This is a genomic window from Anabaena sp. CA = ATCC 33047 (assembly GCF_963870205.1).
Taxonomy (GTDB): Bacteria; Cyanobacteriota; Cyanobacteriia; order Cyanobacteriales; family Nostocaceae; genus Trichormus.
The window spans coordinates 9,582-22,898 of sequence record NZ_CAWMSA010000058.1; the positions used below are offsets into that span (position 1 = coordinate 9,582).

Here is a 13,317-nt window from a genome sequence, read left to right on the forward strand (position 1 = left end):
CAGTCCCCATTCCCCATTCTGAAAATTATGCAAATTCGTCGTCGTCAACCGAGTCCACCTGTAAATGTTGCCTGGTTGCGTTATCAAGTTGTTTTAGATGACGCGCAACCCCAGAATATCCTAGAGGAAATTGTCTGGCATAAGGAAACCGAAATTGGGCAAATGCGCGAAAAAGTGCCTTTGCGAGAGTTACAAAAGCAAGCACTCACCGCACCCCCAACTCGTGATTTTGTCGCCGCTTTACGACAAGGGAGAACTAAACCAGCTTTGATTGCGGAAGTGAAGAAAGCTTCCCCCAGTAAAGGTGTATTTCGGGAAGATTTTGACCCTGTAGCGATCGCCCTATCTTACCAACAAGGTGGCGCAAGTTGTCTTTCGGTTTTAACGGATGTTAAATTTTTTCAAGGTGGTTTTGATAACCTAGCTAAAGTCCGTGCTACCGTAGACTTACCGCTACTATGTAAGGATTTTGTGATTTACCCTTATCAAATGTACCTAGCTCGTGTCAAAGGTGCAGATGCGGTGTTATTAATTGCTGCTATTCTCAGCGATCAAGATTTACAATACTGTGTCAAGATTGCCAAGGCTTTGAATATGGCAGCATTGATTGAAGTCCACAATTTGGCAGAACTTGACCGGGTATTGGCTTTAGATGGTGTAACTTTAGTAGGCATCAATAACCGCAATTTAGAAGATTTTTCTGTGGATTTGCAAACAACTTGCCAACTGTTAGAGGCTAGGAGTAGCCAATTACAGGAAAGAAATATTCTAGTTGTGAGTGAGTCGGGATTACATACGCCAGATGATTTAAGTGTTGTATCCCAAGCTGGTGCATCTGCCGTGTTAATTGGTGAATCTTTGGTAAAACAACCAGATCCAGAAATTGCGATCGCCCGCCTATTTTCCCAATCACCTTGACAACCTTAGTTATTAGTCATTAGTCATTAGTTATTAGTCATTAGTCATTAGTCATTAGTCATTAGTTTCTCTCCTTTGCCCCCTGCTCCCTGCCCCCTGCCCCCTGCCCCTGCTACTTTCCGCAATAGCAACAGTACGTACTGCTACATTGATTATCTAAATTTAAGTTAAATATTTATTTAATGTGTCAAAATTGGCTGGACAGTTAATAAACAGTTACCATTCAAAAATTACCAACTTGATAACTACATGGAGCAACTTCCCCTACCATCACCCATCCACTACGAACTGATACTGCAACTATTAGAAAGACAAACCATGTCAGCAGCCAGTAACAACCCAGAACTGCGACATCAAGTCAATCAACTAATTATTACCCTCCGTAAAGCCGCAGCCCAACAAAAACAATTAGAAGAAACTTGTCAAGCTTCCTCCGTACCTGTAGAACACCGTTGGTCAATCAATCATCATAATCAGCCAATTGGCAGATCGGATTAATTGGTTAATACTTATTAGTCAACCTCAGAGATTATTCATAAAGTAAACCTTAAATTGTAGGGGGCGTTAAAGCAGCGCATAACGCACCGTGTTTATTGGTGCGTTACGGCTAATTCCTACTCTCTCAAACGTGAAAATCCTTTCAACGCCGTAACACATCCTACTTAATATTTACTTGATAAATAGCCTCTCAGCACTGAAAGAAAAGAGCGAGTTAACTAATTAACTCGCTCTTTTCTTAAATTTATAATGCAAGGAGTCTTTATCTGTCAGCCCTGGCACAAGACAGAGTAAATGTGACATACTCTGATTCTCCTGTATGAATAACCCATACTCTACGCTGCATCCATCCAATCGTAAATTTGCTCTAACTGTTCTAAAGTAATCAAACCGTACTGCCAAAGAATCATGGGTAAAGGGCCTGGGTCTTGTTCCCGATGGCGTAAAGCTACCGCCAGTGATGCTGCGGAAATAGACAAATCTTCCCTGAGAAAATTAATTAGTCTTGAATAGGTTGATGGTGACATTTGCAACTCACCTCCTGGCTGAGTATGTATTGTCATGTCTTGGTTTCCCATTGCTATGTAACCTGCAACTATTACTTCACCCGTGAATATACGATGACCGGAAAAAAACCTCTGAAAATTCTTTTATTAGCCTGAAAAAGATGCTTTTAGCCAGAAAAATAGAATTAATCTAGCATATTCTAGCTGTAAAAGCATTTGTCTGCTGAATTCTCAAGCTGCAAGTTACTCTCTGGCAATGGGCTTGAACTTTTTTACTGTCATGAGCTATCTAGAATGAGCTATCTAGTCACACATTTAGTAATCAAGTTTCCATAGCTAATACTGCCTTATGAGCGACTAATTACACTTATGCCAAAAGGAAGATTTTTAGCAACCAGTTTTATTAGGATGAAATTTTACCTGAGAAACAACATATTTGGTTATTTTTGACATGATATTCAATAGTAACCTCAGAATTCAATAGTTTACGTACATTTGATATTTTTTTTACACAAACCTCATGAATTCAAAATTCCTTTAGCCTTACTCCATCAGTGATACAAAGATTGATTACTGCAAGGCTCCGGTGTTTAAAAACTGAATGTTGATCCGATCTCCTGTTTTGAGATTTAATTCCGCAGCTCGTCCTGAGCGCAGTTCGATCACTTGATCGATGGGTACGTTAGGGCCATAAGTAGGACAAGGCTCACTTGTGCAAGGAGGTGCGGAAGCTTGAATATACTTGACTACTCCATTGTGTAAAAACACCATATCGAGAGCTACAGGTACATTCTTCATCCAAAACTGCACAGGTTGTGCTGTAGGAAACTGAAAGAGCATTCCCCGATTGTCTGGTAGGGCAGGACGATACATCAAGCCCATTTCTTGCTGTTCACGTGTCGCCGCTACTTCTAACTCAATCTCTGTACCATTGGGAACTGTTGCTTTTGCAGAAATTGGTAGTATTTGTCCAGATGGTAATTGTGTTAGAGCATTAGAAGTGTTTGTGGGCGGTTTAGCGGTTGTCTGCATTGAACATCCCATCAGTAAGATACTCAGCAGCAGGGGCATTAAACTTAACCAACGCATCATCGAATTCGTCTTGTAATAATTGGGATTTCGATTTTACCGAAATTTCTGCAAAATGGCTTTTGGCTGTTGAGGGAATGGGGATTGGGAACAATCCTCAATATTTTTCGCGGTAATTACGTAAATGGTATACTATTCGGTGTTAGATTAAGAGAGGACTAAATTACTCTGGTGCGGACGCTACGCGTAGCTTGCTTCCCCGGAGTGGCTCAATACATACAAATAATGCTTCCACCCTCTAAAGGATGGAAGTATTTAATGAATTTGTAATTTTTACTACTTAGTTTTGAGATGCTATGATTCTCTGAGTACGTAACCTACGCCGCGCACTGTTTGAATTAGCCGTTTTTGACCTTCGTCTTCTATTTTTAAGCGTAAGTAGCGAATGTACACCTCTATAACATTAGATTCACCCATGAAGTCGTAACCCCAAACATTTTCCAGAATTTGTTCACGGGTTAATACTTCACGGGGATGTTCCATTAAGAACTTTAAGAGTTCAAATTCTTTCATGGTTAAGTCAATGATTCGCCCGTTGTAAACCGCACGGCGGTTGGCTATGTCTAAAACCAGTTCTCCAAAGCGTAACTGTTCTGTTGTATCAACTTCTGGTTTCAGGTAGAGGCGAATCAGTTTTAAAAAGTCTTCGGAACGATAAGGTTTGAGGATATAATCATCTGCCCCTGCTTCTAGACAAGCTACCCGATCATCAACTGCATCCCTAGCCATGAGTACCAAGACAGGCGATCGCATCCCAGCACTTCTAAGATTTCTGCACAATGACAGTCCTGATTCACCGGAAAGCATTCGGTCTAAAACTACTAAAGCAGGTTGGCGATCGCGATAGTATTGTAAACCACTCGCCGCATCATTAGCCAACACAGGCTCATAGCCAGCTTCTTGCAAATCACAGGAAATCTGATTGGCTAGGCTATCATCGGTTTCGATGACCAAAACACAGGCACTGTGAGCAGGTGTCATAACTATTGGGGACTGGGGATTGGGGACTGGGGAAGGAAAGGCAGGGGGCAGAGGAGAGAAACTAATGACTAATGACTAAGGTAATTCTACAGAAGTTGGTTTAGCGATGTGTGGCAAACCCCAACCTAATTTTTCCCTTAAAATGCGGAAAAATTCGGGTGGTTGTAGGCGGATGAATTTGACACTGTAAGGCGATCGCTCTAAATATACCCTATCCTCTGGGAAAACGTAGCAACCACCATTACCATCCACTACCATGACTAACCGAGGAATATTCACTGGATAAATATTCACTGGTTCCGTATCTGGAAATACCAAAGCCCTAGAAGCCAAAGAGTGGGGGCAAATAGGTACTAATTGTAATACAGGTACACCTGGGGTAATGACAGGGCCACCGGCACTTAAAGAATAAGCTGTAGAACCAGTAGGTGTAGAAACAATTATACCATCAGCCGCAATATCGACTGGTGCATGGCGACCTACAGCAATTTCAAAATGGCACATCGAGGTTAAAGGCTCTCGATGTAAGACCATTTCATTTAAGCATAGGGCTTCCCAAAGCACCGACTCGCCTCGCCGCACTTGCACACTCAGCATGGCGCGTTCTTCAATTTCATATTCACCCGCGATCGCCTGTTCTATGGCTTGGGGCAATTGATTCAGATAAGCTTCTGTTAAAAACCCCATGTGTCCGGTATTCACTGCTAATAGTGGAATACCGCAAGGGGCAACCTGACGCGAAGCTGCTAAAACAGTACCATCCCCCCCTAGAACCACGGCAAACTGCATTTCTGAGTCAAATCCAGGGGGTGTCAAACCATCAATAGGGGTGTGACATACAGGGCTTTCGGGATTAGAGTAGCCCAATATGCCACCGATACTTGATGTAATACATACATCCCAACCGGCTGCGGTTAGCTTGTCTTTCAGTTCGATAGCCGTGCGTGTGGCTATCGGTTTAACGTCATTGTAGATAATGCCTGCTTTCGGCACACTCAAATATCCAAGTATAGTAGGCTATGCTTTTACTTATGTCATCCTGACACATTTTGGATCACGAGTCATTAGTCAAAAGTCAAAAGACTAAAATTGTGGGCTTTTTCAATTGTGGAAAGTAGGAATTGGGGGAGCTTTCAAAGCAGGGGAGAAAAACTCATGACTAATGACTAACAACTAATCACTGCTGACTATTGACTTTTTTAAAGGGAGTCTTTTTCGATTTCTGCTTTTTGGTTTTTTCGTAATCTAATTCCTTGAGCTTTCTCATGATGCGGCTGAAATACTCTTGTAAATAGCCTTCTAAAGTCGTTGTCTGTGATTGTTCTAAGCCAAATACTGTATATACCTCATCCATTGGCGCATTCAGAGGTTTACCACTAGCTAAGACTTCTGTAAATGCTAGTCTATCTGCCACATTCCACCCCCACTGAAAGAATCGCGCAATTTGGCGCACAGTACGCAGCAGGTTAATCGGCATTCGTCGGACTTTTGCTTCTTTCCCAGATAAACGCTCACATAAGCTGGTAATTTCTTCTGCACTCCAAGCACGAGTTCCCACCACCGGGAACGTTTGTTTTTCGGTGGCTGGTACACTTAATGCACCCACAGCAAACTTGGCAATGTCTTGAGTATCCATGTAGGCGATAGGTGAAGATGTACCAGTCACCCAAACTGGTTGTCCTTCTAAAATGGGTATGCCATATTGACCGATTAAACCTTGCATGAACCCAGCCAAGCGTAAAATTGTGTAGTTTAATCCAGACTCGATTAAAAATGCTTCAGTACACCGCTTAATCTCCATCAGTGGCACTTCTGGGTACTTGTCAGCATCAATAATAGAAAAGAATATAAAACGCTCTACACCAGCAGCTTGAGCCGCTTGAATTAAAGCTACCTTCCCTTGCCAATCTACTTGTTTGATTGTCAGGGAATCTGTAGCACGAGAGGTAGCCGCATCAATTACGGCTGTGACACCTTCTAACGCGCCTGTGAGGCTTTCAGGATAACATAAATCTCCTTTGACGAGTTCCGCACCCCATTCTTTGAGAAAAGCAGCTTTTTTAACACTGCGGACAAGACAGCGCACTTTATAACCCTCATCGATTGCACGACGAGCCACTTGTCTTCCCAAAGTGCCGGTAGCACCAACTATTAATAATGTCATGAGGTTTGTAATATTTATTAAACTTTTATGAGAAAAATCTTAACAGAATTATATTCTGTAAACAAAAGTTTACGTCTTTTTAATTGATTTGTTGAATATTTCGGGGATAGCCAAAAATTAAATTCTGCAATTTCTGCGTGTGAATACGGCTATCAGGTGTTTTTTTTCCTGCTTCCCCTGCTTCCCCTCTTCCCCCTGCGCCAGAAACGTCACCCACAGCGATTGATTATCTTTTGATTTGGAAGTCTCTGGGGAGTAGTGGAAACAGCGTTGTCCGGTTGGCGGACACGCTATTTTTTTAGAGAGAGTCGAGTTTATTGTCTCTCGCCGAAGGTTCTGGAAAGGGATTATTCTTCTGAACCTTGAATTTTCAGCAATAAAGCACCCAAAGCCCAACCTACGAAGATTAGACTAAAAGGTAACAGAGCTGCATTCAACATTTCGCCGCTCATTGATTTGGTTCTCCTTTGTGAATGGTGGACTGTAGATGTTTTTCAGTTGTTTCACCAGACTAGACTCGATGGCTCAAATCTAATCTGTGCTAATCCTACGACCGAGGCAACCTCAGATCAACAATGTCTACCAGAAGCTCTGCAACGCTAACTGTAGGATTAGCCTCGTGTAAATAATTCTAAACCAGTTTGATGGTTAATTAAGATAGGAGATTGGGGAATAGGGAATAGGCAATGGGGCATTGTGAGACTTTTATGGGTACAAATATGTATCAACTTGATCAACATCAGCCAGTTAATTTACATCAACAACACTGTCCTCGTTTAGCGATTACTTTGGGTGATCCAGCCGGAATTGGCCCGGAAGTGATTTTAAAAGCTTTGGCAGAGCCAACGGTAACTCAAAAATGTGATGTTTCTGTGGTAGGTAATCAAGATTTGTTGCTACAGACTTATCACAGACTGACTCAGACTGAGAATTTAGCACCTTTGGCAAATCCTGACGAGTTGAAAATTGTTAATGTACCTTGTGATTGGGAGAAAGGGGAAATTGTCATCGGCTTTGGGAATGCTGCTAGTGGTGCGGCGAGTTTTGCTTATATGGAAGATGCGATCGCTCAAACTCTCGCAGGGAAATTTGATGCTATTGTTACCGCCCCCATAGCTAAATCTGCGTGGAAATCCGCAGGGTATCATTACCCAGGACAAACAGAATTGTTAGCCGAAAAGGCTGGGGTTGACCGCTTTGGAATGTTATTTGTGGCGCGATCGCCTTACACTGGTTGGACAATGCGCGCTTTATTAGCTACCACACATATTCCCCTGTGTCAAGTAGCCAAAACACTGACACCGGAGTTATTAACAAAAAAATTAGATTTGTTGGTGGAGTGTTTAGAGCAAGATTTTGGGATAACTCATGGCAGAATTGCGATCGCCGGTTTAAATCCCCACAGTGGCGAACAAGGACAACTAGGAACAGAAGAACAGGATTGGTTAATTGCTTGGTTAGAATCCGAACGGCAAAAACGCCCGAATTTCCAGCTAGAAGGGCCGATTCCACCAGATACAATGTGGGTTAAACCCGGTCAAGCTTGGTATGGTCATTCTCAGGTGCAAAATCCCGCCGATGCTTATTTAGCACTGTATCACGACCAAGGTTTAATTCCCGTCAAGTTAATGGCGTTTGACCGTGCTGTTAATACTTCGATTGGTTTACCTTTTGTTCGCACTTCCCCCGATCACGGAACGGCGTTTGATATTGCAGGTAAGGGAATTGCTGATGCTACCAGTATGAAAGCAGCAATCGAGTTAGCGGCGGAGTTGGTGAGTCAAAGGTTAACTATTCAGAAATATGAGAAACCTGTTGAGCATTAGCTCTGTACTGTTCCCAAGTCTTACCTTCAGGGAAAATATCCGATAAATTAAAATCCACAGAGCTGTTCTTTGAGACTTGAGTAGACACCATCTTCCCTGATGTTGTTGGTATTACACCCCAAAACTAACACCAATCAACACACACAAGCCTCAGTAAAATTCTTGATCACTAACCTGATCAGTTATTTGCAAATTGATTGCAACTATCAAGCACATATTTGCATTTGCTGTACAGCAATCAGCTTGATATTTATTGCATTGCCATGAGTAAATGTGATTTAACTTGTGTATATCTAAACTGTAGTTGGCTCAGGGATTTCAAACTTGTAACCGTACCCACGAACAGTTTTAATAAATTCCGGTACACTGGTATCTGCTTCTAGTTTCTTACGTAGCTGACCGATGTGTACGTCAACTACCCGTCCATCTCCCACATAGTCACAACCCCAAATCTTTTGAATTAGTTGGGGACGACTCCAAGCTTGACCAGGATGACTTGCCAAAAAGTGGAGAATATTAAATTCCAAAGCTGTTAAATTCAAGGGTTTATCGTTCAGTGTCACCTCTCGTCCATCTGGGTTAATAGCTAAGTTTTTAAAGATTAGGCGTTGTGATGGAGATGGTTTAATAGAGCGGATGCGCCTTAAGAGAGCTTGGACTCTCAATTCAACTTCAGCTAGACTAAACGGTTTAGTTATAAAGTCATCAGCACCAGCCGCCATAATTCTGATCTTGTCAGCTTCTTCTGTCCTGCTAGTCAGTATCATCACCAACACATTGTTCCGACTTTGCATTTCTTGGCAAAGTTGATAGCCACTGGTATCTGGGAGATTCCAATCCAGAATTACTAAAGCTGGGTCGAATTCTTCAAATAACGACAGCGCAGTTTTACCATCTGCTGCTGACTCTATTTGATATTTCCGGCTTAAAAAGCGATATATCAGGTTACGCACACCAAAATCGTCATCTACGACCAGAATTTTAGGATTTGAAGAAGCAGAAAGCATCACCATAACTTGATAGCCTGTTGTTAATTTGCCAATTGATTGTGGTCTGTAAAGCTCCCCTGAAAAAAGCTACTCTGAATGTATCTGTGCTACACGCGCTTTCGTTTGGTAGTGTTTATTTCTTTGTACTTCAGAGATGGCGTATACTTACAGCAACTTATCGCCGTATATTGCCGTTGTTTTACTGATCTATATTTAATTTTCCATTAAATTTCTGAAAAGTCCAGTTATGATACTGCATACCAAAGGCATAACTTTAGTAGAAGTTTGGTATATTTTGATCGTTGCTGCCAAAATTAAGAATCTTGAAGCTGGAAATATATCCTAGAATCTCAGTGTATTCTCCGGTTTGTCAATCATCTTTTAAGTAGAAATTACTAGCTAAAAAAATCAAGCTCCAAAACAATTTGAGATACAACATCTACCATATTTTTCTCTGAACTACCCAAAGTAAAAAGTTCCTCTGGTTAGTCTTGTAGGGTGCGTCAGATTGTTTAAATGCTATCAAACTGTCTTCCTTGCTCGGAACATCCTTTGAGAATCCCCTTGATTTTTAATCAGGGGAGTACGTCAACAATAGGTCAACAATAGGTGAAAAATATACTCAAATGCTAATCTACCCCAAGAAATAATTTGCAGCTTTTCATCCCACAGCCAGAGAAATTAAATCAAGTTAATTAGCTAAATTGCTGTTATATAGCAGTAAGAAAGCAATAATCAAGTTATGGATAGCAATCGACTAGGTGGTATTATTCCTCCCCAACCACCAATTGAAGCCCAATCTGATGTTTATGCACTTAAGTCTCGTTTAGAATGGGGTGAACCTGCCTTTACTATCTTAGATGTACGCGATCGCCCCATATATAATGATGGTCATATTATGGGTGCAATGCCCATGCCAATGGATGAATTGGTAGACAGAGCCGTACCATCTTTAGATAAAAACCGTGATATCTATGTTTACGGTGCGACTGAAGAACAAACCGCCGCCGCCGTTAATATGCTGCGTTCGGCTGGCTTTGATCATGTTTCAGAACTCAAAGGTGGTTTAGCTGCATGGAAGGCAATTGGCGGCCCCACAGAAGGCATCATTGAATCTAAAACCCCAGCCGGTGCGGATGATTATAATGTAGTCTCTCGACTTCAAGACTATTCAGAGACTCAGCACAAAGATGTATAAGGTTTTGGTCAATAGCCAGTAGTCAGTAGAGACGTTTCAACGGAACGTCTCTACAAGTCATAAGTTAATAATTTTGAACATTAACAAGACTTACGCAACTGGCACATTAGTAGGGTGCGTCAGATGTTGAAAATCTGTGATTTTTGACCCAATTATCGCTTCTGACGCACCCTACACGAATCTGTGAGACTAATGTTCAAATAAATCTTTGAATTGTAATAAATCCAAAGACACAATTGTTGGTAGAACTTGAAAGCATTCTTGAGCAAGTTGCCAACGTTCTTCTCGTTGCAGCATGGCGGTTAACTTTTGCTGCACGCTGAGTAAATAGCGGACATCATTGGCGGCGTAACTCAACTGCGCTTCAGATAAGTTAGTGGCGTTACCCCAATCAGAACTTTGAGCAGTTTTATCTAGTTCTACATTTTCCAATTCTTGCACCACATCCTTAAGTCCGTGACGATTGGTATAGGTACGGGCTAGCTTACTGGCAATTTTGGTGCAGAAGACTGGTTGGACATGAATACCTAGATGATAACGCAAAGCGGCCATGTCGAACCGAGCAAAGTGAAATACTTTACCGACATTTGTAGCTTCTAGCAGTTTTTTTAAATTTGGGGCTTGGGTTTGTCCTTTGAAGATGCGAATCGCAGTGACTTTACCTTCAGGATTGCATAGCTGAACTAAGCAGAGGCGATCGCGCGCTGGTAATAAACCCATTGTTTCAGTATCAACAGCGATCGCTGCCGATGCTAAATATTGGGTAAGAGCAGCATCACTCAGATCGCGATCGCTCACTTGAAAATCTTGTAATGTCATGAACCACTTAATAATATATGCAGTATCTTCTCAACAAGCTACCATCAGACACTACATTATTATTGTGCAGAACATCCACAATTCCACCTAGCGAGTCCGGAGGAAAATTTGTGTCAAGTAAACCTCACCTTGCTGATTTGTCGCCACACCAATCCCTGTGAGATTATAATTACCATGAATATTCTTTAAATGTCCAGGACTTTCGAGCCAACCAATCACAGCTTGATTGGCAGGATCACTATACCCCCGATTGAAAGCGAGATTTTCAGCCGCACTCTTATAGCGAAGGGGAATAGCATCAACTCGCCGTTCAAATCCCTGATGACTAAAAGGTGCTTTTCCTTTAGCCATGTTCTGACTGTGGATTCTGGCTTGTCGAGTAATGTTGGAATTTAAAGTTAACTTTGGCAGGTTCTTAGCTCTCCGATAGCGATTAATTTGCTCAAATACTGATTTTTCTAAAGCAGTAGTTTGAAAAGTCGCCGAGCTAGCAACCTGAGTATAACCCGGCGATGAGGGTTGATTATCAGTAGTTGTGTTTGTAGAAGTATGGCCAGGTATGGGAGGAGCCATTAATCCTCCAGCAAAGACAAGCGTACTTAAAGCGATGCCAAAAGCAGTTTGTCGGGACATGAAAAATTACTTTGTGTACATACTATAAGACCTATACTCTAAATTCTCCTTCCTAGAATATGTAACAGGATACTTTTGCAGATTCATCAATTAGAGCAGGGGAGGCAGGGGAGGCAGGGGAGCAGGGGAGCAGGGGAGGCAGGGGAGGCAGGGGAGGCAGGGGAGCAGGGGAGAAGAACTTGTACCCAGTCCCCAATCCCCAGTCGCTTTTAAGAACGCATAAAAATTTGTGTCAGGTAAACTACCCCTCGGCCATTCACTGCAACACCAACTCCGGTGGTATTAGCATTACTTTTAATGTTAGCTAAGTGTCCTGAACTTTTCAGCCAACTTTGCACAGCGCGTGTAGCTGCATCTCTATCTTGGTTATAAGCAACATTTTCACTAGCTGATTTGTGAGCAATACCAATTGCTTTCACTCGCTGATCAAATCCCTGATGGCTAAATGGAACTTTTCCACTAGCCATGTTTTGACTATGAATTCTGGCCTGCTCATCAATGGCAGAATTACGTGATAGTGCTGGCAAGCCTATAGAAGCTCTGTATTCGTTAATTTGCTCAAAAACTGACTGTTCTATAGAAGCAGTATTAGAGTTAGATCCTCCACGGGAAGAGCCGGAATTGGATTGTTCACGGGAAGAACTGGGATTAGATTGTTCACGGGAAGAACTGGGATTGGATTGTTCACCCGGATAGTCTGAATTTGATGTTCCGGGATTATATGGTCTTTGCCGAGAAGATGGTATTGAACGATTATATGGTCTAGAACGACGGTTGTATTGTCTAGGAAAATATTGCCCAGGAAAATATTGTGCTAGATGATTTTCTATGCTTGAGGATTTTGGCTGAACAGATGCAGATGGGAGAGAAACAGCACTCGCTCCAGTGGCGAGAAGAAAACTGCCTAAAGCAAAACTGTAGAGTGTTGTTCTAATCATTTTTCAAGCCATGTAGTTGTTGCAACCATCTAACCAGACCGTTATTGATTGAACAAATTCGCTATATGGTCATATATCTTTGGTTATAGTGTTTTGTCTAGGAATATTCTCTGCTCACGTTTAAATTCATAGATTTGCAAAAAAAAGGGGCGATCGCCTAGAATCGCCCTCTCTCATTAGTCTGATTTTTCCGAAAAATTTGGGAAAATTTTGTCAATCTTGTTCTGTTCAATCTATCAGTGAGCAGCTAAACTTATGTCTCCAGATAGATTTATTCTGGGCTGAAAAATTTAGCTACAGTTTGCACATCCTTATCGCCCCGTCCAGAGCAGTTAATAATAATTCGGGGGCTACCGCTAAGTTGAGGACAGAGGGTTTCTAAGTAGGCGATCGCATGAGATGTTTCTAATGCGGGGATAATTCCTTCCAACTGAGATAATCTCTGGAATGCTGCCAAAGCTTCTGCATCCGTCACACTGTAATATTCAGCACGACCCATATCTTTCAAATAACTATGTTCCGGGCCAACACCAGGATAATCTAAACCCGCACTAATCGAGTGTGCCTCAATCACTTGTCCATCTTCATCTTGTAACAGATAACTCATTGCTCCGTGCAGTACACCAACACGTCCTTTTGTCAAGGTAGCAGCGTGTTTTTCTGTATTCACACCTTCTCCCGCAGCTTCCACCCCAATTAGTCGGACAGATGACTCATCCACAAACTCATGGAATAAACCCATAGCATTAGAACCACCA

General features: G+C 42.0%; 15 protein-coding genes. 4 read left to right on the top strand and 11 right to left on the bottom strand.

From position 1 onward, the window contains the following. Positions 1–27 precede the first annotated feature (27 nt). Together trpC and AACS98_RS19510 are read left to right on the top strand one after the other, a co-directional pair. Entirely contained in the window at positions 28–918 is an 891-nt protein-coding gene (trpC, locus tag AACS98_RS19505; RefSeq protein ID WP_066382928.1) for an indole-3-glycerol phosphate synthase TrpC, read from the top strand. Positions 919–1,167: 249 nt separating this feature from the next. Beyond that, the gene (locus AACS98_RS19510; protein WP_066382929.1) at positions 1,168–1,416 is read left to right on the top strand and encodes a DUF5340 domain-containing protein; all 249 of its coding nucleotides are present in this window, start codon (positions 1,168–1,170) and stop codon (positions 1,414–1,416) included. Positions 1,417–1,751: 335 nt separating this feature from the next. Here the strand turns inward: AACS98_RS19510 and AACS98_RS19515 are convergent, their stop codons facing one another. From AACS98_RS19515 to petM, 6 genes are all read right to left on the bottom strand, one after another. Continuing rightward, positions 1,752–1,979: a DUF2949 domain-containing protein gene (locus AACS98_RS19515; RefSeq protein WP_066382963.1), complete on the bottom strand. Its 228-nt coding sequence runs from the start codon at positions 1,977–1,979 to the stop codon at positions 1,752–1,754. Between the two features lie 513 nt (positions 1,980–2,492). Further along, positions 2,493–3,014, bottom strand: coding sequence for a DUF192 domain-containing protein (locus AACS98_RS19520; protein ID WP_066382930.1), 522 nt, complete (start codon positions 3,012–3,014; stop codon positions 2,493–2,495). A gap of 291 nt (positions 3,015–3,305) precedes the next feature. Further along, positions 3,306–3,992, bottom strand: coding sequence for a response regulator transcription factor NblR (gene nblR / locus AACS98_RS19525; RefSeq protein WP_066382931.1), 687 nt, complete (start codon positions 3,990–3,992; stop codon positions 3,306–3,308). A 75-nt stretch (positions 3,993–4,067) separates the two neighbouring features. Continuing rightward, positions 4,068–4,985: an NAD(+) kinase gene (locus tag AACS98_RS19530; protein ID WP_066382933.1), complete on the bottom strand. Its 918-nt coding sequence runs from the start codon at positions 4,983–4,985 to the stop codon at positions 4,068–4,070. A 184-nt stretch (positions 4,986–5,169) separates the two neighbouring features. Then, entirely contained in the window at positions 5,170–6,156 is a 987-nt protein-coding gene (locus AACS98_RS19535; protein WP_066382935.1) for an SDR family oxidoreductase, read from the bottom strand. 347 nt (positions 6,157–6,503) lie between these two features. Next, entirely contained in the window at positions 6,504–6,608 is a 105-nt protein-coding gene (gene petM, locus AACS98_RS19540; protein WP_066382940.1) for a cytochrome b6-f complex subunit PetM, read from the bottom strand. 267 nt (positions 6,609–6,875) lie between these two features. Here petM and pdxA point away from each other — a divergent pair, with 267 nt between their 5' ends. Next, on the top strand, positions 6,876–7,982 hold the full coding sequence (gene pdxA, locus AACS98_RS19545; protein ID WP_084386945.1) for a 4-hydroxythreonine-4-phosphate dehydrogenase PdxA: 1,107 nt from the start codon (positions 6,876–6,878) through the stop codon (positions 7,980–7,982). A 293-nt stretch (positions 7,983–8,275) separates the two neighbouring features. Here the strand turns inward: pdxA and AACS98_RS19550 are convergent, their stop codons facing one another. Continuing rightward, a complete protein-coding gene (locus tag AACS98_RS19550) occupies positions 8,276–8,995 on the bottom strand; it encodes a response regulator transcription factor (RefSeq protein WP_066382944.1) in 720 nt (239 codons plus the stop codon). Between the two features lie 718 nt (positions 8,996–9,713). On the opposite strand from AACS98_RS19550, the gene AACS98_RS19555 reads away from it, so the two are divergent. Beyond that, positions 9,714–10,169 (top strand): rhodanese-like domain-containing protein, encoded by a 456-nt coding sequence (locus AACS98_RS19555; RefSeq protein ID WP_066382946.1) that lies wholly within the window; start codon positions 9,714–9,716, stop codon positions 10,167–10,169. Positions 10,170–10,358: 189 nt separating this feature from the next. Here the strand turns inward: AACS98_RS19555 and AACS98_RS19560 are convergent, their stop codons facing one another. The 4 genes from AACS98_RS19560 to AACS98_RS19575 all read right to left on the bottom strand — a co-directional run. Next, positions 10,359–10,988 carry a ribonuclease D gene (locus tag AACS98_RS19560; RefSeq protein ID WP_066382948.1) on the bottom strand — a complete coding sequence of 210 codons (630 nt, stop codon included), beginning with the start codon at positions 10,986–10,988 and terminating at the stop codon, positions 10,359–10,361. Between the two features lie 87 nt (positions 10,989–11,075). Next, positions 11,076–11,621, bottom strand: coding sequence for a CAP domain-containing protein (locus AACS98_RS19565; RefSeq protein WP_066382950.1), 546 nt, complete (start codon positions 11,619–11,621; stop codon positions 11,076–11,078). A gap of 209 nt (positions 11,622–11,830) precedes the next feature. Beyond that, positions 11,831–12,559: a CAP domain-containing protein gene (locus AACS98_RS19570; RefSeq protein ID WP_066382953.1), complete on the bottom strand. Its 729-nt coding sequence runs from the start codon at positions 12,557–12,559 to the stop codon at positions 11,831–11,833. Between the two features lie 271 nt (positions 12,560–12,830). Next, positions 12,831–13,317, bottom strand: a 487-nt coding sequence (locus tag AACS98_RS19575; protein ID WP_232317181.1) for a pyridoxal-phosphate dependent enzyme, incomplete at its 5' end; no start/stop codon positions are given.